This window comes from Streptomyces sp. WELS2, assembly GCF_013870595.1.
Classification (GTDB): Bacteria; Actinomycetota; Actinomycetes; order Streptomycetales; family Streptomycetaceae; genus Streptomyces.
Genome location: NZ_JACBWZ010000046.1, coordinates 1 through 19,029, shown reverse-complemented (window position 1 = coordinate 19,029; position 19,029 = coordinate 1). Strand labels below are relative to the sequence as shown.

Annotated in this window: 31 protein-coding genes; 26 read left to right on the top strand and 5 right to left on the bottom strand. The window is 67.9% G+C overall.

Annotated features, from left to right (window positions below; genetic code table 11):
- Positions 1–271: 271 nt before the first annotated feature.
- From H5J33_RS05270 to H5J33_RS05260, 3 genes are all read right to left on the bottom strand, one after another.
- Positions 272–871 (bottom strand): Uma2 family endonuclease, encoded by a 600-nt coding sequence (locus H5J33_RS05270; RefSeq protein ID WP_181793594.1) that lies wholly within the window; start codon positions 869–871, stop codon positions 272–274.
- Positions 872–920: 49 nt separating this feature from the next.
- Positions 921–1,763, bottom strand: coding sequence for a helix-turn-helix domain-containing protein (locus tag H5J33_RS05265; RefSeq protein ID WP_181793593.1), 843 nt, complete (start codon positions 1,761–1,763; stop codon positions 921–923).
- 200 nt (positions 1,764–1,963) lie between these two features.
- Positions 1,964–2,440, bottom strand: a complete 477-nt coding sequence (locus H5J33_RS05260) for an ATP-binding protein (RefSeq protein WP_181793592.1) — start codon at positions 2,438–2,440, stop codon at positions 1,964–1,966.
- A 150-nt stretch (positions 2,441–2,590) separates the two neighbouring features.
- Here H5J33_RS05260 and H5J33_RS05255 point away from each other — a divergent pair, with 150 nt between their 5' ends.
- Both H5J33_RS05255 and H5J33_RS05250 read left to right on the top strand, forming a co-directional pair.
- A complete protein-coding gene (locus H5J33_RS05255; protein WP_181793591.1) occupies positions 2,591–3,436 on the top strand; it encodes a helix-turn-helix transcriptional regulator in 846 nt (281 codons plus the stop codon).
- Positions 3,433–3,684: a DUF397 domain-containing protein gene (locus tag H5J33_RS05250; RefSeq protein WP_181793590.1), complete on the top strand. Its 252-nt coding sequence runs from the start codon at positions 3,433–3,435 to the stop codon at positions 3,682–3,684. Before H5J33_RS05255 ends, H5J33_RS05250 begins: the two co-directional genes overlap by 4 nt.
- A gap of 27 nt (positions 3,685–3,711) precedes the next feature.
- On the opposite strand, the gene H5J33_RS05245 is transcribed toward H5J33_RS05250, so the two are convergent.
- Both H5J33_RS05245 and H5J33_RS05240 read right to left on the bottom strand, forming a co-directional pair.
- Complete coding sequence (locus H5J33_RS05245) at positions 3,712–5,130, bottom strand: MFS transporter (protein WP_181793589.1); 1,419 nt, start codon at positions 5,128–5,130, stop codon at positions 3,712–3,714.
- The gene (locus tag H5J33_RS05240; protein WP_258564889.1) at positions 5,127–5,585 is read right to left on the bottom strand and encodes a MarR family winged helix-turn-helix transcriptional regulator; all 459 of its coding nucleotides are present in this window, start codon (positions 5,583–5,585) and stop codon (positions 5,127–5,129) included. Before H5J33_RS05240 ends, H5J33_RS05245 begins: the two co-directional genes overlap by 4 nt.
- A 494-nt stretch (positions 5,586–6,079) precedes the next feature.
- Here H5J33_RS05240 and rpsJ point away from each other — a divergent pair, with 494 nt between their 5' ends.
- The 24 genes from rpsJ (at position 6,080) to map (ending at position 18,941) form a co-directional block, all read left to right on the top strand.
- Complete coding sequence (rpsJ, locus tag H5J33_RS05235; protein ID WP_003948644.1) at positions 6,080–6,388, top strand: 30S ribosomal protein S10; 309 nt, start codon at positions 6,080–6,082, stop codon at positions 6,386–6,388.
- A gap of 16 nt (positions 6,389–6,404) precedes the next feature.
- A complete protein-coding gene (gene rplC / locus H5J33_RS05230; protein WP_030601213.1) occupies positions 6,405–7,049 on the top strand; it encodes a 50S ribosomal protein L3 in 645 nt (214 codons plus the stop codon).
- A gap of 8 nt (positions 7,050–7,057) precedes the next feature.
- Positions 7,058–7,708, top strand: coding sequence for a 50S ribosomal protein L4 (gene rplD / locus H5J33_RS05225; RefSeq protein WP_181793588.1), 651 nt, complete (start codon positions 7,058–7,060; stop codon positions 7,706–7,708).
- Positions 7,708–8,127 carry a 50S ribosomal protein L23 gene (gene rplW, locus H5J33_RS05220; protein WP_030778513.1) on the top strand — a complete coding sequence of 140 codons (420 nt, stop codon included), beginning with the start codon at positions 7,708–7,710 and terminating at the stop codon, positions 8,125–8,127. Before rplD ends, rplW begins: the two co-directional genes overlap by 1 nt.
- A gap of 40 nt (positions 8,128–8,167) precedes the next feature.
- Positions 8,168–9,004: a 50S ribosomal protein L2 gene (gene rplB / locus H5J33_RS05215; protein WP_030601203.1), complete on the top strand. Its 837-nt coding sequence runs from the start codon at positions 8,168–8,170 to the stop codon at positions 9,002–9,004.
- A gap of 12 nt (positions 9,005–9,016) precedes the next feature.
- Positions 9,017–9,298, top strand: a complete 282-nt coding sequence (gene rpsS / locus H5J33_RS05210; protein ID WP_030601199.1) for a 30S ribosomal protein S19 — start codon at positions 9,017–9,019, stop codon at positions 9,296–9,298.
- A 45-nt stretch (positions 9,299–9,343) separates the two neighbouring features.
- Complete coding sequence (gene rplV / locus H5J33_RS05205; RefSeq protein WP_030601197.1) at positions 9,344–9,691, top strand: 50S ribosomal protein L22; 348 nt, start codon at positions 9,344–9,346, stop codon at positions 9,689–9,691.
- Positions 9,691–10,515 carry a 30S ribosomal protein S3 gene (rpsC, locus tag H5J33_RS05200; protein ID WP_010036723.1) on the top strand — a complete coding sequence of 275 codons (825 nt, stop codon included), beginning with the start codon at positions 9,691–9,693 and terminating at the stop codon, positions 10,513–10,515. Before rplV ends, rpsC begins: the two co-directional genes overlap by 1 nt.
- 5 nt (positions 10,516–10,520) lie before the next feature.
- A complete protein-coding gene (rplP, locus tag H5J33_RS05195) occupies positions 10,521–10,940 on the top strand; it encodes a 50S ribosomal protein L16 (RefSeq protein ID WP_009190136.1) in 420 nt (139 codons plus the stop codon).
- The gene (gene rpmC, locus H5J33_RS05190; RefSeq protein ID WP_003974259.1) at positions 10,940–11,164 is read left to right on the top strand and encodes a 50S ribosomal protein L29; all 225 of its coding nucleotides are present in this window, start codon (positions 10,940–10,942) and stop codon (positions 11,162–11,164) included. Before rplP ends, rpmC begins: the two co-directional genes overlap by 1 nt.
- Positions 11,164–11,451 (top strand): 30S ribosomal protein S17, encoded by a 288-nt coding sequence (gene rpsQ, locus H5J33_RS05185; RefSeq protein WP_030641193.1) that lies wholly within the window; start codon positions 11,164–11,166, stop codon positions 11,449–11,451. Before rpmC ends, rpsQ begins: the two co-directional genes overlap by 1 nt.
- A 96-nt stretch (positions 11,452–11,547) precedes the next feature.
- Positions 11,548–11,916, top strand: a complete 369-nt coding sequence (rplN, locus tag H5J33_RS05180) for a 50S ribosomal protein L14 (protein ID WP_003998823.1) — start codon at positions 11,548–11,550, stop codon at positions 11,914–11,916.
- Positions 11,917–11,918: 2 nt separating this feature from the next.
- Complete coding sequence (gene rplX, locus H5J33_RS05175; protein ID WP_181793587.1) at positions 11,919–12,242, top strand: 50S ribosomal protein L24; 324 nt, start codon at positions 11,919–11,921, stop codon at positions 12,240–12,242.
- Positions 12,242–12,799, top strand: a complete 558-nt coding sequence (gene rplE, locus H5J33_RS05170) for a 50S ribosomal protein L5 (protein WP_014674377.1) — start codon at positions 12,242–12,244, stop codon at positions 12,797–12,799. Before rplX ends, rplE begins: the two co-directional genes overlap by 1 nt.
- A 5-nt stretch (positions 12,800–12,804) precedes the next feature.
- Positions 12,805–12,990 (top strand): type Z 30S ribosomal protein S14, encoded by a 186-nt coding sequence (locus H5J33_RS05165; protein ID WP_003948630.1) that lies wholly within the window; start codon positions 12,805–12,807, stop codon positions 12,988–12,990.
- 214 nt (positions 12,991–13,204) lie between these two features.
- A complete protein-coding gene (rpsH, locus tag H5J33_RS05160) occupies positions 13,205–13,603 on the top strand; it encodes a 30S ribosomal protein S8 (protein WP_014674378.1) in 399 nt (132 codons plus the stop codon).
- A 24-nt stretch (positions 13,604–13,627) separates the two neighbouring features.
- Complete coding sequence (gene rplF / locus H5J33_RS05155) at positions 13,628–14,167, top strand: 50S ribosomal protein L6 (protein ID WP_181793586.1); 540 nt, start codon at positions 13,628–13,630, stop codon at positions 14,165–14,167.
- 3 nt (positions 14,168–14,170) lie between these two features.
- Positions 14,171–14,554 carry a 50S ribosomal protein L18 gene (rplR, locus tag H5J33_RS05150; protein WP_030601188.1) on the top strand — a complete coding sequence of 128 codons (384 nt, stop codon included), beginning with the start codon at positions 14,171–14,173 and terminating at the stop codon, positions 14,552–14,554.
- A gap of 36 nt (positions 14,555–14,590) precedes the next feature.
- Complete coding sequence (gene rpsE / locus H5J33_RS05145) at positions 14,591–15,196, top strand: 30S ribosomal protein S5 (RefSeq protein WP_014674381.1); 606 nt, start codon at positions 14,591–14,593, stop codon at positions 15,194–15,196.
- Between the two features lie 2 nt (positions 15,197–15,198).
- Entirely contained in the window at positions 15,199–15,381 is a 183-nt protein-coding gene (rpmD, locus tag H5J33_RS05140) for a 50S ribosomal protein L30 (RefSeq protein ID WP_003998814.1), read from the top strand.
- A 2-nt stretch (positions 15,382–15,383) separates the two neighbouring features.
- Complete coding sequence (rplO, locus tag H5J33_RS05135; RefSeq protein ID WP_030601181.1) at positions 15,384–15,839, top strand: 50S ribosomal protein L15; 456 nt, start codon at positions 15,384–15,386, stop codon at positions 15,837–15,839.
- A gap of 189 nt (positions 15,840–16,028) precedes the next feature.
- Entirely contained in the window at positions 16,029–17,342 is a 1,314-nt protein-coding gene (gene secY / locus H5J33_RS05130; protein ID WP_181793585.1) for a preprotein translocase subunit SecY, read from the top strand.
- The gene (locus H5J33_RS05125; RefSeq protein ID WP_181793584.1) at positions 17,342–18,004 is read left to right on the top strand and encodes an adenylate kinase; all 663 of its coding nucleotides are present in this window, start codon (positions 17,342–17,344) and stop codon (positions 18,002–18,004) included. Before secY ends, H5J33_RS05125 begins: the two co-directional genes overlap by 1 nt.
- A 100-nt stretch (positions 18,005–18,104) precedes the next feature.
- Complete coding sequence (gene map / locus H5J33_RS05120; RefSeq protein ID WP_181793595.1) at positions 18,105–18,941, top strand: type I methionyl aminopeptidase; 837 nt, start codon at positions 18,105–18,107, stop codon at positions 18,939–18,941.
- Positions 18,942–19,029 lie beyond the last annotated feature (88 nt).

Sequence of the window (19,029 nt, the reverse complement as noted above, 5' to 3'; positions counted from 1 at the left end):
GCGGGACGGGGGGCGTCGGCGCGGGACGGGTCTGGCGGGGAGTGCTCAGGCTGTGAGCGAGGTCTTCATGGCTTCGCCGAGGATGGCACTCAGCTCTCTCAGGGCGTCCTGCGCGGTGACGGGGTCCTCGTGTTCCAGGTTGCTCTGCACCCGGGCGTAGAGGGAGGAGAGGTCGGTCGAGGCGGCCGGGAGCCACGACGGCGAGGGCCGCGCGCAGGGCGTCAGGAGTCGGCGCGGGGGATCAGCTCGTGCCCGTTGTCGGCCTGCGGGTTCATGTCGTCCGGTCGTAGAGCGGCAGGCCCTGGGTCGGGATCGTCCAGTCGGCGATCGTCACGTCCTCGCCGTAGAAGAAGTCCTTCCGGGTGGCGTAGCGCGGGCCTGAAGGGGTGGGGTGGATGTCCGTGAAGACGGCGCCGGTGCCGGTGCGCGGGTCGAAGACCGCGTAGACGGGGATGCCCATCAGGGCGTAGTCGCGGACCTTCCCCACCCAGTCGTTGTCCGGGTTGGAGCGGGAGACGATCTCGATGGCGGCGAGGACGGTACGGGGGTCGATGGAGCCTTCGGTATCGAGGTCTTCCCAGGCGATCACCATGACGTCGGGGTGCCGCAGGATGGCCTCGGGTTCGTCCTCCACGTCCGGTGTGCCGGTATGGGCCAGCAGCTCGTCCGGCATCGCCTTTTCCAGGCGACGGCTGACGTGCGCGGCCGTGACCTCGTGCGGCCCACCCGGCGACATCATGTCGTGAACGATCCCTTCCTTGGTGATCTCGAGTTTCCCCGGGAGGGCGTCATCCATCGACTGAACGACATCCCGCATGGTCCGGTACAGGTGGGAAGCGCTCTGCCGGGGATCGTCCGGTGCGATGGTCATGGCGCCCGCTCCTCGTCTGTGCCCGGGGTCAAGGATCGTCGCTTTCATGCTAGGCGGCCTCCAGGAGAAGGGTCCGGCAGTCGCGGCAGTGGCCCGGTTCCGGGGAGCGGAAGGCTCGGTCGCAGGTCTCGCAGGTCTGGAGGGGGTGGCGGACCGGTGGGGGTGGCTCGGGGGTGCGGTAGGGGGGAAGTGGGGGGAGGCCCGTCGTCAGGCGGTGGGCCAGGAGGGCGGCCGGGCGGGTCAGGGGGTCCGGTGGGAGGTTGCCCGTCAGGGCCTCGCGTACGGACGTGGGGGTGACGTCGCGCTCCAGCCAGGCCGCGACCCCGGGTGCCAGGTGTTCGGTCTCCGTGGCGGACAGGAGCAGGCGGGGCTCCCTGCGGCGTAGGCCGGCGAGGACGTCCGTGGCCAGGCGGAGCAGCTCCGGGGAGGGGTACGCGGGCTTCGGCACGGCGGGGAGGGCCGTGCGGCGGGGCTGGTTCCGGCGCCGGGGCGGAGGTGATTCGTCGGGGCGGCGGCCGGGCTGGTTGCAGGAGATCGTGCGGGTGACGATCCGGCCGCCGGGGACGCGCGTGCGTTCCCTGCGCAGGTAGCCGTGGGCCTCCAGCTCCCGCAGCGCCGCCGCGATGCGGATCGCGCCCTCCGGGAAGCGGGCGGCCAGGGTCTTGATGTCGACGCGGGCGCCGGGCGGCAGCGACTGGATGTGGCACGCCAGGCCGATCGCCAGGAGCGACAACTCCGCGTGCTGGACGAGGTGGTTGCCGATCACCGTGAAGCGGGTGGTGTGGCGGGTGTGGTCGTGGACGAGTCCGCCGGTGTGCCCCCGGTTCGGGTGCTTGTTGGCGGTAACGGGGGACTGGGCGCGCGCAGGCGCGCTAGGGTGCTGAGCATCCATCAGGAAGAGTTGACCTTCCTCGGTGGTCAGGCCCTCGCACTGGGATCGCTACTCCCGGCGAGGGCCGTCGCATGTCTGCGGTGGTGTTGCGCTGAGCGTAGGGCAGACAACCAGCCCCAAATCCAGCCAAGTTGGTGATGTTCACCCAGGCGAGTGAGTTTGCTCCGTGGGCGGGAGGGGTGGGGCTTGGCGGGGTTCTTTCACCCTGGTGTTCCTTGGGTAATGGCCGCCCGCGTCACCGGAGCACGGCCCGCCGGGTCCCGGTCCGACAGGGTCACCTCGGCCCACACCGTCTTGCGCGGGCGACGGCCCACGGCTACGCCCCACTTGTCGGCCAGCGCCTCCACGAGGAGCAGTCCGCGCCCGGCCTCCCCGTCCTCGCTCGGGGGCCGGAGCCGGGGGAAGCGGTCGTCGCGGGTGTCGGTCACCTCGATACGGAGCGTGTGGCCGACGACGTAGATCAGGAGCTGGAAGTCCCGGCCGGGTACGCGACCGTGCGTGACGGCGTTCGCGGCCAGCTCGGCGACGATCTGCGTCACCTGCTCCACCGGCAGCCCCCACGAGCGCAGATGCTGTTCGGCCAGCAGCCGGGCGAGTCGGGCACCGCGGGGTGTGGGGGACAGCCGGATGTCGAAGGTGGGGATGTGGCCGGTGAGGTGGTTTTCAGGGGCACCCATTTCTTGGTTCACATCACCGAGCGTGGCGAAGCCTGCTTCCGTAAGGGAGTGACAACGCCTGTACGTACGGTCACTGTCTCCCGATTTGTCTCGGCTGTCTCGGCTGTCCCGGGCGTTGTACGGGTACGACTGCGCGCCGAAGGAGGAGCCATGGGTGAGGGTGTGGACGAGGCCGGGTGGGACGTCGAACCGGGCGACGAGATCGAGCCGGTCGTCCAGGCGGTGGGCCGACTGCTCAAGGTCTGCCGGGAGTCGGCCGGCGTGACCGTCCCCGAGCTGGCGGAGGCCTTGGGCTACGGCGAGGACATGATCCGCAAGATCGAACGCGGGGCGCGTATCCCCAGGCCCGAGTTCCTGGACAGCGCGGACACGTTCCTGAAGGCACAGGGGCATCTCCGGGCGTTCCGGGAGGACATGAGGAAGGCGCGGTATCCGAAGAAGGTACGGGCGTTGGCGGAGTTGGAGGAGAGGGCGGTCGAGATGCTCCTCTACAGCAACCACAACATCCATGGGCTGTTGCAGACGGAGGAGTACGCGCGAGCGCTGCTGCGCACTTGGCGCCCGGCTTACTCCCCCGACCAGTTGGAGCGCATGGTGGGTGCTCGGATGGCCCGCAAGTCCGTCTTCGACCGCTCGCCCGCACCCGAGCTGAGTTTCGTCCAGGAAGAGGTGACGCTGCGGCGCCCGGTCGGGGACAGAATGGTGCTGCGTCGACAGCTCGAACACATGCTGGAGGTGGCCCAGTTGCCGTTCGTGGAGCTCCAGGTGATGCCGACCAGTCGTGCGAACCACCCCGGTACGGCTGGGCTGATCGAAGTGCTGAAATTCGTGGATGGGACAGGAGTCGGCCGTACAGACGGTGACTTCTCGGGTCGACCCGTCTCGAACCCGAGGCAGCTCCGCGTCCTCGATCTGCGCTATGGCATTATCCGGGCTCAGGCGCTCCCGCCAGAGGAGTCTCTGGACATCATCGAGAAGGCGCTGGGAGAACTATGAGCACCCCGGAACTCCGCTGGTTCAAGAGCAGCTACAGCAGCAGCAGTAACGGCAACGACTGCGTCGAGGCGGCTCTCACCTGGTCCAAGAGCAGCTACAGCGACAGCAGCAACGGACACGACTGCCTCGAAGTCGCCCCCACCCCCTCCACCATCCACATCCGCGACTCCAAGAACACCGAGGGCCCCTGCCTCACCGTCGCCCCGGCCGCCTGGGCCGACTTCGTGACCTTCGCTTCGCGGGGCTGACCGGGCGCGCGCCCGGCGAATCCGGCGTCATGCGCGCCGGCGGGCGAGAGCGAGGCTCGTCAGCGTCGTGATCGCCATGGCGCCGATGCCGACCAGCGCCGCGGTGGTGTAGGCGCTGTCGTCGGGGAAGAGGCGGCCGGGACCGGTGCCCGCGGCGAGGATCAGGCCGCCGATGGCGCTGCCCAGGGAGTACCCGACGCTGCGGACGACGTAGTTGAAGCTCATGGCGCTCGACGTCTCGCTCTTGGGAGTGACGGCCAGGATGACGCCGGGCATCGCGGCCGAGAAGCCGCCGACGCCGAAGCCGAGCACGCCCATCGCCGTGAACAGTTCGGCCAGGTCCGACCGGGCCGCCGCGAACAGGGCGAATCCGCCGCCGACCACGACGGCGCTGCCGGCCAGGAGCAGGGGGCCGGGGACCCGCGTCCGGATCCGGGGCGTGAGCTTGCCGGCGGCGAACCCCAGCACCGAGAACGGGACGAGGACCAGCCCGGCGACGAAGGTCGTCAGCCCGAAGCCGTAGCCGGCGCCGTGCGGCGTCTGCGCGTACCGGGTGATGAGCGTGAGCAGGAGGTACATGCCGATCCCGCCGACGAACATGGCGAGGTTCGCCCCGGCGACCGCCGGGTGCCGCACCGCCCGCACACCGACCAGGGGCGTCGTGCTGCGCAGCTCGATGACGGCCCAGACGCAGAGCAGCACCAGCGCGGTGACGGCGAGGCCCGACGCCACGGCGAGGTGCCGGGTCCACAGACTCCGTTCGCCGGCCAGGAGCAGCACCAGGAGCAGCGCAGCGGCCAAGGCGACCGCGCCGGGCACGTCCACGTGGGCGGAGCGGCCTTCGGGGGCTTCGGGTATGGAGCGCCACGCGGTCAGGAGGGCGGCGGCGGTGACGGCCAGGCCGAGGCCGTAGGCGGCCCGTACCCCGCCGAACTCGGCGAGCAGCGCGGCCAGCGGGTAGCCGACGCCGGCCCCGATGATCGAGACCACCGAGATCAGGGCGATCACGGACGCGCCGCGCTCCTCGGGGAGGTGGTCCCGGGCCACGCCCATCATCAGCGCCGTCAGCCCGAGCCCGACGCCCTGGGCCGCCCGCCCGGCCAGCAGCCACGCGAACGGCAGCGGCAGCACGGTGAGCGCGCTGCCGGCGACGACGACCGCCAGCGTGACGAGGATCGTGGCCCGCCGGTGCGGACCGGCTCCGAGCCGGCCGAGGACCGGTGTGGCGACGGCGCCGCTGAGCAGCGCGACGGTCAGCGTCCACTGCGCGCTGCCGAGCGGGACGTGGAACGAGGTCGCCACGCTGGTGATGAGCGGCGTCCCGAGGCTGCCCACCGCCGCCACGACCAGGGCGATGAACATCAGGGCGGGGACCAGCAGCCGCGCCTCGGAACGCGCCACCGGCAACGCCTTCGCCGAGCTCCCGCCGGCCGGCCGCCCGGTCACCGCTTCGCCCCTTCGCGGTCCTGGCTTTCCAGCTCTGCCAGATGCTCCAGCGCCGGAAGGGCCGCCACCAGCGCCTCGACCTCGTCGCCGGCGAGCTTGCCGATCAACCGCTCGAACGCGTGGACACCCGCCTGGCGCCGCGTCCGCACATAGGCGGCGCCGGCCTCGGTCAGGCACACCAGCTTGACCCGCTTGTCGGACGCGTCGTCCCGCCGCTCGACCAGGCCGGACTCCTCCAGCACCCGGACCAGGGAGGTCATCGCGGGCTGGGTGACGCCCTCGACCACGGCCAGATCGGTGATGCGCCGCGGGCCGGTCCGTTCCAGGGTGGCCAGGGTGGCGGCGGACGTCAGGCTCATGTCCCGGGGCAGGCGCCTCGCGGCCCTGGTGGCCAGGCCGTAGAGGGCGGCTCCGACGGCGGCGGACGCGCCGGGAGCGGTGTCTTGTGGACTCATGCCCGAAGCATAGCCACTTTATATTCATAGCTTATGTAAATGGGGAGGCCGCGGCGCGGGGCACCGGCGCTCCGGTTTGACCTACGTCACCTTCGGGGTAATCTCTTCGGCCCGATTGGCACACCGCCTGCCCCGTATGGCAGACTGTCGGAGTTGCTCGGTCGAGTGTTGATGCTGCGCGCCTCCCGCCGGGAGGACCGGAAGCGAGTCCCACAGTACTCGTCGTCCTAACTGCCCTCGGGCAGCACTGGGGCGGACGTACGGGAATCTTCCGGGAAGCGTGGGCGCGACACCGGCCAGGCGCCCGGTGGGCCCGAGGTCCCCGGTCCGCGGTTCCGGAAGGGCCGTGTCAATCCCGCGGGGATGTTCGGACAAGGGACATTCATGTCAGCGGGAGCGCGACACGCCCGACCGCGTGGGTCGGAGGAGCAAAGGGTCACCCAGAAGCAACACCGGGTTCCAGAGCGTTAGAGAGACAGGACTACTGAGTAGCCATGGCGGGACAGAAGATCCGCATCCGGCTCAAGGCCTACGACCACGAGGTCATCGACTCTTCGGCGAAGAAGATCGTCGAGACGGTGACTCGCACTGGTGCGTCGGTCGCGGGCCCGGTGCCGCTGCCCACTGAGAAGAACGTGTACTGCGTCATCAAGTCGCCGCACAAGTACAAGGACTCGCGCGAGCACTTCGAGATGCGCACGCACAAGCGCCTGATCGACATCCTCGACCCGACCCCCAAGACCGTTGACTCTCTGATGCGACTCGACCTGCCGGCCGGTGTCGACATCGAGATCAAGCTCTGAGGCTGGTGGGCTGAGAATGGCTAAGCAGATCAAGGGCATCCTGGGCGAGAAGCTCGGCATGACGCAGGTGTGGGACGAGAACAACCGTGTTGTTCCGGTCACCGTCGTCAAGGCCGGCCCCAACGTCGTGACCCAGGTTCGTACCAACGACGTCGACGGCTACGAGTCGGTCCAGATCGCCTTCGGCGAGATCGACCCGCGCAAGGTGAACAAGCCCCTCAAGGGTCACTTCGCGAAGGCCGACGTCACCCCCCGTCGCCACCTCGTCGAGATCCGCACCGCGGACGCCTCCGAGTACACGCTGGGCCAGGAGATCACCGCTGCGGTGTTCGAGGCCGGCGTGAAGGTCGACGTCACCGGCAAGAGCAAGGGCAAGGGCTTCGCCGGTGTCATGAAGCGTCACAACTTCGGTGGCCTCGGCGCCGGTCACGGCACCCAGCGCAAGCACCGCTCCCCCGGTTCCATCGGTGGCTGTGCCACCCCGGGCCGTGTGTTCAAGGGCCTCCGCATGGCGGGTCGCATGGGCAACGAGCGGGTCACCACCCAGAACCTGACCGTCCACGCCGTTGACGCGGAGAAGGGTCTGCTGCTCATCAAGGGCGCGGTTCCCGGTCCGAACGGCGGCCTCGTCCTGGTCCGCACCGCGGCCAAGGGGGCCTGAGGTAACCGATGAGCACTGTTGACATCCTTTCGCCGGCGGGCGAGAAGGCCGGTACCGTCGAGCTCCCCGCGGAGATCTTCGACGCCAAGGTCAGCGTCCCGCTGATCCACCAGGTCGTCGTCGCGCAGCTGGCCGCTGCCCGCCAGGGCACGCACAAGACCAAGACCCGCGGTGAAGTCCGTGGTGGTGGCAAGAAGCCGTACCGCCAGAAGGGCACCGGTCGCGCCCGCCAGGGTTCGACCCGCGCGCCGCAGTTCGCCGGTGGTGGCGTCGTGCACGGTCCCGTGCCGCGTGACTACTCGCAGCGGACCCCGAAGAAGATGAAGGCCGCCGCCCTGCGCGGTGCCCTCACCGACCGGGCGCGTCACAACCGCATCCACGTCGTCTCCGGCGTGGTCGAGGGTGACATCTCCACGAAGGCCGCGAAGAGCCTGTTCGGCAAGATCTCGGAGCGCAAGAACCTGCTCCTGGTCGTCGAGCGCTCCGACGAGGCCGCGTGGCTGTCCGCCCGCAACCTGCCCCAGGTCCACATCCTGGAGCCGGGCCAGCTGAACACGTACGACGTTCTCGTCTCGGACGACGTGGTCTTCACCCAGGCCGCTTTCGAGTCCTTCGTCGCCGGCCCGAAGGCCAACGACACCGAAGGGAGCGAGGTCTGATGGCCATCCGTCACCCCGCTATCGCCTCGAAGGCCGCCAAGGCCGCCAAGGCCGCGCGCGTCGCCAAGGCGCGTCGCCACGCCACCGAGGGCAAGAACACCGTCGAGACCCCGCTGAGCAAGTCGTACACGGACCCCCGTGACGTCCTGCTGAAGCCGGTCGTCTCCGAGAAGAGCTACGCGCTCCTCGACGAGAACAAGTACACGTTCATCGTCGACCCGAACGCCAACAAGACCCAGATCAAGCAGGCCGTCCAGGCGGTCTTCGACGTCAAGGTCACCGGGGTCAACACGATCAACCGCGCCGGCAAGCGCAAGCGGACCCGCACCGGGTTCGGCCAGCGTGCCGCCACCAAGCGCGCGATCGTGACCCTCGCCGAGGGCGACCGTATCGACATCTTCGGCGGTCCGACCGCCTAAGGGCGGTCCGGATCGTCCGATATCGGACGAGGACTGAGAAATGGGAATCCGCAAGTACAAGCCGACTACGCCGGGCCGTCGTGGCGCCAGCGTTGCCGACTTCGTCGAGGTCACGCGGTCCACGCCGGAGAAGTCGCTGGTTCGCCCGCTGCACAGCAAGGGCGGCCGTAACAACGCCGGTCGTGTGACCGTTCGCCACCAGGGTGGCGGACACAAGCGCGCCTACCGAGTGATCGACTTCCGTCGTCACGACAAGGACGGCGTGCCGGCGAAGGTCGCGCACATCGAGTACGACCCCAACCGCACCGCGCGCATCGCGCTGCTGCACTACGCCGACGGCGAGAAGCGCTACATCCTCGCCCCGCGCAACCTGCAGCAGGGCGACACCGTGGAGAACGGCCCCGGGGCCGACATCAAGCCGGGCAACAACCTGGCCCTCCGCAACATCCCGGTCGGTACCACGATCCACGCGATCGAGCTCCGTCCCGGTGGCGGTGCCAAGTTCGCCCGCTCCGCGGGTGCCTCCGTGCAGCTGCTCGCGAAGGAGGGCGCCTACGCCCACCTGCGTATGCCGTCCGGTGAGATCCGTCTGGTCGACGTGCGCTGCCGCGCCACCGTCGGCGAGGTCGGCAACGCCGAGCAGTCGAACATCAACTGGGGCAAGGCCGGCCGTAAGCGGTGGCTGGGCGTTCGCCCGACCGTCCGTGGTGTGGTCATGAACCCGGTCGACCACCCGCACGGTGGTGGTGAGGGCCGTACCTCCGGTGGTCGCCACCCTGTGTCCCCGTGGGGCAAGAAGGAAGGCCGTACTCGTTCGCCCAAGAAGGCGTCGAACAAGTACATCGTCCGCCGCCGCAAGACGAACAAGAAGCGCTAAGGACGGGTTGAGATGCCTCGTAGCTTGAAGAAGGGGCCCTTCGTCGACGACCACCTGATCAAGAAGGTGGACGCCCAGAACGATGCCGGCACCAAGAACGTCATCAAGACCTGGTCCCGTCGCTCGATGATCGTCCCGGCCATGCTCGGCCACACGATCGCGGTGCACAACGGCAAGACCCACATCCCGGTGTTCGTCACCGAGTCGATGGTCGGCCACAAGCTCGGCGAGTTCTCGCCGACGCGCACCTTCCGGGGCCACGTCAAGGAAGACCGGAAGTCGAAGCGCCGCTAGTAGCGGATCGCATTCAGACACGTAAGTAACTCTGAAGGGACAACCATGGAAGCCAGGGCACAGGCGCGGTACATCCGCGTGACGCCCATGAAGGCCCGCCGTGTGGTGGACCTCATCCGTGGCATGAACGCCACGGAGGCCCAGGCTGTTCTGCGATTCGCTCCGCAGGCAGCCTCCGTGCCCGTCGGCAAGGTGCTCGACAGCGCCATCGCCAACGCCGCGCACAACTACGACCACACCGATGTCGACAGCCTCTTCGTTTCCGAGGCCTACGTCGACGAGGGCCCGACCCTGAAGCGGTTCCGGCCGCGCGCCCAGGGCCGTGCCTACCGGATCCGCAAGCGGACCAGCCACATCACCGTGGTCGTCAGCAGCAAGGAAGGAACCCGGTAATGGGCCAGAAGGTAAACCCGCACGGGTTCCGGCTCGGTGTCACGACCGACTTCAAGTCGCGTTGGTACGCCGACAAGCTGTACAAGGACTACGTCAAGGAAGACGTCGCCATCCGTCGGATGATGACGTCCGGCATGGAGCGCGCCGGCATCTCCAAGGTGGAGATCGAGCGCACCCGTGACCGCGTCCGCGTGGACATCCACACCGCTCGCCCGGGCATCGTCATCGGCCGCCGCGGCGCCGAGGCCGACCGCATCCGCGGTGACCTGGAGAAGCTGACCGGCAAGCAGGTCCAGCTCAACATCCTCGAGGTCAAGAACCCGGAGACGGACGCTCAGCTGGTGGCCCAGGCCGTCGCCGAGCAGCTGTCCTCCCGCGTCTCCTTCCGTCGGGCCATGCGCAAGAGCATGCAGTCCGCCATGAAGGCCGGCGCCAAGGGCATCAAGATCCAGTGCGGTGGCCGCCTCGGCGGCGCCGAGATGTCCCGCTCGGAGTTCTACCGCGAGGGCCGCGTGCCCCTGCACACGCTCCGCGCGAACGTGGACTACGGCTTCTTCGAGGCCAAGACGACCTTCGGCCGCATCGGTGTGAAGGTCTGGATCTACAAGGGCGACGTCAAGAACATCGCCGAGGTCCGCGCCGAGAACGCTGCCGCCCGTGCGGGTAACCGCCCGGCCCGCGGTGGCGCCGACCGCCCGGCCCGTGGTGGCCGCGGTGGCGAGCGGCGCGGTCGCAAGCCGCAGCAGGCTGCTGGTGCCGAGGCCCCCAAGGCCGAGGCCCCCGCGGCTGCCGCTCCGGCTGAGAGCACCGGAACGGAGGCCTGACCGAAATGCTGATCCCCCGTAGGGTCAAGCACCGCAAGCAGCACCACCCGAAGCGCAACGGTATGTCCAAGGGTGGGACGCAGGTTGCGTTCGGCGAGTACGGCATCCAGGCGCTGACCCCGGCCTACGTCACGAACCGCCAGATCGAGGCGGCCCGTATCGCGATGACCCGCCACATCAAGCGTGGCGGCAAGGTCTGGATCAACATCTACCCGGACCGTCCCCTCACCAAGAAGCCGGCCGAGACCCGCATGGGTTCCGGTAAGGGTTCCCCGGAGTGGTGGATCGCGAACGTCAAGCCCGGACGTGTGATGTTCGAGCTGTCGTACCCCAACGAGAAGATCGCCCGTGAGGCGCTGACCCGTGCGGCCCACAAGCTGCCGATGAAGTGCCGGATCGTCAAGCGCGAGGCAGGTGAAGCGTGATGTCGGCCGGTACCAAGGCGTCCGAGCTGCGCGAGCTGGGCAACGAGGAGCTTCTGGCGAAGCTCCGCGAGGCCAAGGAAGAGCTGTTCAACCTCCGCTTCCAGGCGGCCACGGGTCAGCTCGAAAACCACGGCCGGCTGAAGGCCGTCCGTAAGGACATCGCGCGGATCTACACCCTGATGCGTGAGCGCGAGCTGGGCATCGAGACGGTGGAGAGCGCCTGATGAGCGAGAGCAACGTGACTGAGCAGAACACCGAAGCCCGAGGCTTCCGCAAGACCCGTGAGGGTCTGGTCGTCAGCGACAAGATGGACAAGACCGTCGTCGTCGCCGTCGAGGACCGTGTGAAGCACGCGCTGTACGGCAAGGTCATCCGCCGTACGAACAAGCTCAAGGCCCACGACGAGCAGAACGCTGCGGGCGTCGGCGACCGCGTCCTCCTCATGGAGACCCGGCCGCTGTCCGCGACGAAGCGCTGGCGCGTCGTCGAGATCCTCGAGAAGGCCAAGTAATTCCTGCGGGGCAAACCCCGCAGGTCAGTTCCGCCAGGCTCCGGGGGCCGTTGAGAAACGGCCCCCGGGGAACCGGCAGACGATCAGGAGATAGACGTGATCCAGCAGGAGTCGCGACTGCGTGTCGCCGACAACACTGGTGCGAAGGAGATCCTTTGCATCCGTGTGCTCGGTGGCTCCGGTCGCCGCTACGCGGGCATCGGTGACGTCATCGTCGCCACCGTCAAGGACGCGATCCCCGGTGGCAACGTGAAGAAGGGTGACGTCGTCAAGGCGGTCATCGTTCGCACCGTCAAGGAGCGCCGCCGTCCGGACGGCTCGTACATCCGCTTCGACGAGAACGCCGCCGTCATTCTGAAGAACGACGGCGACCCTCGCGGCACCCGCATCTTCGGCCCGGTCGGCCGTGAGCTGCGCGAGAAGAAGTTCATGAAGATCATCTCGCTCGCGCCGGAGGTGCTGTAAGCATGAAGATCAAGAAGGGCGACCTGGTCCAGGTCATCACCGGCAAGGACAAGGGCAAGCAGGGCAAGGTCATTGCCGCTTACCCGCGCGAGGACCGCGTCCTGGTCGAGGGTGTCAACCGGGTCAAGAAGCACACCAAGGCCGGTCCGACCGCCAGTGGTTCCCAGGCCGGCGGCATCGTGACCACCGAGGCGCCGATCCACGTCTCCAACGTCCAGCTGGTCGTGGAGAAGGACGGCAAGAAGGTCGTCACGCGTGTCGGCTACCGCTTCGACGAAGAGGGCAACAAGATCCGCGTTGCCAAGCGGACGGGTGAGGACATCTGATGGCTACCACCACCACTCCGCGTCTGAAGACGAAGTACCGCGAGGAGATCGCGGGCAAGCTGCGTGACGAGTTCAAGTACGAGAACGTCATGCAGGTTCCCGGCCTCGTCAAGATCGTGGTCAACATGGGTGTCGGTGACGCCGCCCGTGACTCGAAGCTGATCGAGGGCGCGATCCGCGACCTGACCACCATCACCGGTCAGAAGCCGGCCGTCACCAAGGCCCGCAAGTCCATCGCGCAGTTCAAGCTGCGTGAGGGCCAGCCGATCGGTGCCCACGTCACGCTCCGTGGCGACCGCATGTGGGAGTTCCTGGACCGCACCCTGTCGCTCGCGCTGCCGCGCATCCGCGACTTCCGCGGCCTGTCCCCCAAGCAGTTCGACGGCCGTGGCAACTACACCTTCGGTCTCACGGAGCAGGTCATGTTCCACGAGATCGACCAGGACAAGATCGACCGCGTCCGGGGTATGGACATCACCGTGGTGACCACGGCGACCAACGACGAAGAGGGCCGTGCCCTTCTCCGTCACCTCGGCTTCCCGTTCAAGGAGGCGTGAGCGAGATGGCGAAGAAGGCTCTCATCGCGAAGGCTGCTCGCAAGCCCAAGTTCGGTGTGCGTGGCTACACCCGCTGCCAGCGCTGCGGTCGTCCGCACTCCGTGTACCGCAAGTTCGGCCTGTGCCGCGTGTGCCTCCGTGAGATGGCTCACCGTGGCGAGCTGCCGGGCGTGACCAAGAGCTCCTGGTAATCCCCTCATTTAGGGATTCTGGGACCTCTCGGTAAGCAACCGGGACGGCAGGGCCCGAACACCACATGCCGTAGGCTGGTGGGGTTGGGCTCTGCCGCCCTGAACGACTTACTACGCCGTAGGTCCCCGCACCGCACCCGTCCCGTCTGCAGAAGTACGGGGAGAGGGATGGCGCATATAGGAAACCCCGGCGAGAAAGGCCACAGGCCAATTCATGACCATGACTGATCCGATCGCAGACATGCTGACGCGTCTGCGGAACGCGAACTCGGCGTACCACGACTCGGTGTCGATGCCGCACTCCAAGATCAAGTCGCACATCGCGGAGATCCTCCAGCAGGAGGGCTTCATCACGGGCTGGAAGGTCGAGGACGCCGAGGTCGGCAAGAACCTCGTCCTGGAGCTGAAGTTCGGCCCCAACCGTGAGCGCTCCATCGCGGGCATCAAGCGGATCTCCAAGCCCGGTCTCCGGGTGTACGCGAAGTCCACCAACCTGCCGAAGGTGCTGGGCGGCCTCGGCGTGGCGATCATCTCCACGTCGCACGGGCTCCTCACCGACAAGCAGGCCGGCAAGAAGGGCGTGGGTGGGGAAGTCCTCGCCTACGTCTGGTAGCAGAAGGGAACGGAGGAAACAGCTATGTCGCGCATCGGCAAGCTCCCCATCGCGGTTCCCGCCGGCGTGGACGTCACCATCGACGGCCGCACGGTCAAGGTCAAGGGCCCCAAGGGCGAACTGACCCACACCATCGCGGCTCCGATCGACATCGCTAAGGGCGAGGACGGCACCCTCCAGGTGCTGCGCCCGAACGACGAGCGTCAGAGCAAGGCCCTGCACGGCCTCTCCCGCACGCTGGTGGCGAACATGATCACCGGCGTGACCCAGGGTTACGTGAAGAAGCTCGAGATCAGCGGTGTCGGTTACCGAGTGACCGCCAAGGGTTCCAACCTGGAGTTCGCTCTCGGTTACAGCCACCCGATCGTGGTCGAGGCCCCCGAGGGCATCTCCTTCAAGGTGGAGACCCCGACCCGTTTCTCGGTCGAGGGCATCGACAAGCAGAAGGTCGGCGAGGTTGCGGCCAACATCCGCAAGCTGCGCAAGCCCGACCCGTACAAGGCCAAGGGCGTCAAGTACGAGGGCGAAGTCATCCGCCGCAAGGTCGGAAAGGCGGGTAAGTAAGCCATGGCATACGGGCAGAAGATCCTCAAGGGCGACGCCTACAAGCGCGCCGCGATCAAGCGCCGTCACATCCGGATCCGCAAGCGGATCGCCGGTACGGCGGAGCGCCCCCGTCTGGTCGTGACCCGCTCCAACCGCCACATCGTGGCGCAGGTGATCGACGACCTGAAGGGCCACACCCTGGCGTCGGCGTCCACCCTGGACGCGTCGATCCGTGGTGCCGAGGGCGACAAGTCCGCGCAGGCCAAGCAGGTCGGCGCCCTGGTCGCCGAGCGTGCCAAGGCCGCCGGTGTCGAGGCCGTCGTGTTCGACCGTGGTGGCAACCAGTACGCCGGCCGCATCGCGGCCCTGGCGGACGCCGCCCGCGAAGCCGGGCTCAAGTTCTGAGCCGCTTGTAGCTAGCGGAAAGAGAGAGGTAATCCAATGGCTGGACCCCAGCGCCGCGGAAGCGGTGCCGGTGGCGGCGAGCGGCGGGACCGGAAGGGCCGTGACGGCGGCGCTGCTGCCGCCGAGAAGACCGCGTACGTTGAGCGCGTCGTCGCGATCAACCGCGTCGCCAAGGTTGTGAAGGGTGGTCGTCGCTTCAGCTTCACCGCGCTGGTCGTGGTGGGCGACGGTGACGGCACCGTGGGTGTCGGTTACGGCAAGGCCAAGGAGGTGCCGGCCGCCATCGCCAAGGGCGTTGAGGAGGCCAAGAAGCACTTCTTCAAGGTCCCCCGGATCCAGGGCACCATCCCGCACCCGATCCAGGGCGAGAAGGCCGCCGGCGTCGTGCTGCTCAAGCCGGCTTCGCCGGGTACCGGTGTGATCGCCGGTGGTCCCGTGCGTGCCGTGCTCGAGTGCGCCGGTATCCACGACGTGCTGTCGAAGTCGCTCGGCTCCGACAACGCCATCAACATCGTGCACGCGACCGTGGAGGCCCTGAAGGGCCTGCAGCGTCCCGAGGAGATCGCGGCCCGCCGTGGTCTGCCCCTGGAGGACGTCGCTCCCGCGGCCCTGCTGCGTGCGCGTGCCGGGGTGGGTGCGTAATCATGGCGCAGCTCAAGATCACGCAGGTCAAGTCCTACATCGGCAGCAAGCAGAACCACCGTGACACCCTTCGGTCGCTTGGTCTCAAGGGGATCAACACCGTGGTCGTCAAGGAGGACCGCCCCGAGTTCCGCGGAATGGTGCACACCGTCCGCCACCTCGTGACGGTCGAGGAGGTCGACTGATCATGGCGGAGAACAACCCGCTGAAGATCCACAACCTCCGTCCGGCCCCCGGCGCCAAGACCGCCAAGACCCGTGTCGGTCGTGGTGAGGCGTCGAAGGGTAAGACGGCCGGTCGTGGTACCAAGGGCACCAAGGCCCGCTACCAGGTTCCGGAGCGCTTCGAGGGTGGCCAGATGCCGCTCCACATGCGCCTCCCGAAGCTGAAGGGCTTCAAGAACCCGTTCAAGACCGAGTACCAGGTCGTGAACCTCGACAAGCTGGCCGCGCTGTACCCCGAGGGTGGCGAGGTCACCGTCGAGTCGCTGGTGGCCAAGGGCGCCGTTCGCAAGAACAGCCTCGTCAAGGTCCTCGGCCAGGGCGAGATCTCCGTGGCGCTGCAGGTGACGGTCGACGCCGTCTCCGGCTCCGCCAAGGAGAAGATCACCGCCGCCGGCGGCACGGTCACCGAGCTCGTCTGAGTCCCTCAGGCGGAGCGTCGATGACGTAAACGATCCCGACCGGGGATACCTCACAATGAGGTATCCCCGGTTGGTCGTTCCTAGGGGGGCATGGTCGCCGGTAAGGTGGCCTGCACTGTTCTTTTTCGTATTCGTCGAACCTCAGACCGTCACCCTTGACGCAGTTGCGCGGGGGTCGCAGGAGGCACCGTGCTCACCGCGTTCGCCCGGGCGTTCAGGACGCCCGACCTGCGCAAGAAGCTGCTCTTCACGCTGGGCATCATCGTGGTCTACCGGGTCGGTACCCACATCCCGATCCCCGGCGTCAACTACCAGGCCGTCCAGCAGTGTGTGAAGGAGGCCGGCGCCAACCAGGGCCTGTTCGGCCTCGTGAACATGTTCAGCGGCGGCGCGCTGCTCCAGATCACGGTCTTCGCGCTCGGCATCATGCCGTACATCACCGCGAGCATCATCCTTCAGCTGCTCACCGTGGTGATCCCGCGCCTGGAAGCCCTGAAGAAGGAGGGCCAGGCCGGCACGGCGAAGATCACCCAGTACACCCGCTACCTCACGGTGGCCCTGGCCATCCTCCAGGGCACCGGCCTGGTGGCCACCGCCCGCAGCGGCGCGCTCTTCAACGGCTGCTCGGTCGCCACCAGCATCGTCCCGGACCAGGCGATCTTCACGACCATCACGATGGTCATCTGCATGACCGCCGGTACGGCCCTGGTGATGTGGCTCGGTGAGCTGATCACCGACCGCGGCATCGGCAACGGCATGTCGATCCTGATGTTCATCTCGATCGCCGCGACCTTCCCGTCCGCGCTGTGGGCCATCAAGAAGCAGGGCTCGCTGGCCGGCGGCTGGATCGAGTTCGGCACCGTCATCGCGGTCGGCCTGGTCATGGTCGCGCTCGTCGTCTTCGTCGAGCAGGCCCAGCGCCGCATCCCGGTGCAGTACGCGAAGCGGATGATCGGGCGCCGGTCCTACGGCGGTACGTCCACGTACATCCCGCTCAAGGTGAACCAGGCGGGTGTGATTCCCGTCATCTTCGCCTCCTCGCTGCTCTACATCCCGGCGCTCGTGGCGCAGTTCGCGGGGGGCAACTCGGGCTGGAAGACCTGGATCGAGCAGAACCTCACCAAGGGCGACCACCCGATTTACATCACTTCGTACTTCTTGCTCATCGTTTTCTTCGCGTTCTTCTACGTCGCTATCTCCTTCAACCCCGAGGAAGTAGCCGACAACATGAAGAAGTATGGTGGCTTCATCCCGGGCATCCGGGCTGGCCGACCGACCGCTGAGTACCTGAGCTACGTGCTCAACCGGATCACCTGGCCGGGTTCGCTGTATCTGGGTCTGATCGCTCTCGTACCGACAATGGCGTTGGTGGGCTTTGGGGCAAGCCAGAACTTCCCCTTCGGCGGGACCAGCATCCTCATCATCGTGGGTGTGGGCCTCGAGACGGTGAAGCAGATCGAGAGCCAGCTCCAGCAGCGCAATTACGAAGGGTTCCTCCGCTGATGCGTATCGTCCTCGTCGGGCCGCCGGGTGCCGGTAAGGGAACGCAGGCCGTCCGGCTCGCAGAGAAGCTGGGCATCCCGCACATCTCCACGGGCGACCTGTTCCGGGCCAACATCAGCCGGCAGACGGAGCTGGGCAAGCTCGCCAAGTCCTACATGGACGCCGGCAACCTCGTCCCCGACGAGGTCACCATCGCGATGGCCAAGGACCGCATGGAGCAGCCGGACGCGGAGAAGGGCTTCCTGCTGGACGGCTTCCCGCGCAACGTCTCGCAGGCCGAGGCCCTGGACCAGCTGCTGCGCGACGAGCAGATGACGCTGGACGCCGTCCTCGACCTGGAGGTCCCCGAGGAGGAGGTCGTCAAGCGGATCGCCGGCCGGCGCATCTGCCGCAACGACTCCTCGCACGTCTTCCACGTCACCTACAGCCCGGCCAAGCAGGAGGGCGTCTGCGACGTGTGCGGCGGTGAGCTGTACCAGCGCGACGACGACTCCGAGGAGACCGTCCGCAAGCGGCTGGAGGTCTACCACACGCAGACCGAGCCGATCATCGACTACTACAAGGCGCAGGAGCTGGTCGTGACGATCTCCTCCCTGGGCCCGGTGGACGAGATCACGCAGCGGGCGCTGGAGGCCCTCAAGCGCGAGAAGGCCGAGAAGTAGATCCCGGCCCCTCCGGCCGCGGTGCCCTCCCCGGGCGCCGCGGCCGTACTGTTGTACAGGTACCCCAGTCGACGTGAGTGACGGAGAGCGCAGGCCCCCCATGGTGCAGATCAAGACCCCCGAGCAGATCGCGAAGATGCGGGCGGCGGGCCTGGTCGTAGCCGCCATCCACGCGGCGACGCGCGAGGCCGCGGTGCCCGGCGCGACCACCCGGGACCTGGACGAGGTGGCCCGCAAGGTCCTCGCCGAGCACGGCGCGAAGTCGAACTTCCTCGGCTACGGCGGCTTCCCGGCCACCATCTGCACCTCCGTGAACGACGTGGTCGTCCACGGCATCCCCTCCGACGACGTCGTCCTGAAGGACGGCGACATCATCTCCATCGACTGCGGCGCGATCGTCGACGGCTGGCACGGCGACGCGGCCTACACGGCCTTCGTCGGCTCCGGTCACTCCCCGGAGCTGATCGAGCTGTCCCGGGTGACCGAGGAGTCGATGTGGGCCGGCATCGCGGCCATGAAGCAGGGCAACCGCCTGGTCGACATCTCCCGGGCGATCGAGACGTACATCCGCCGCCAGCCGAAGCCCGGCGGCGGCCGCTACGGCATCATCGAGGACTACGGCGGCCACGGCATCGGCACCGAGATGCACATGGACCCGCACCTGCTGAACTACGTCGAACGGCGCCGCGGCAAGGGCCCCAAGCTGGTCCCCGGCTTCTGCCTGGCCATCGAGCCGATGGTCTCCCTCGGCACCCCGAAGACCGAGGTCCTCTCCGACGACTGGACGGTCATCACGACCGACGGCACCTGGTCCTCCCACTGGGAGCACTCGGTGGCGCTGACCGAGCAGGGGCCGCTGGTGCTCACCGCGCCCGACGGCGGCAAGGCGAAGCTCGCCGAGTATGGTGTGGTGGCGGCGCCCGACCCCCTGGCCTGAGCGGGGCCGAGCCGCGGCCGCCGGCCGGAGACCGGTCCGGCTGCTCGAAGCGGTCCTTGGCCATCGCGATGGTGACCTCGTCGGGGAC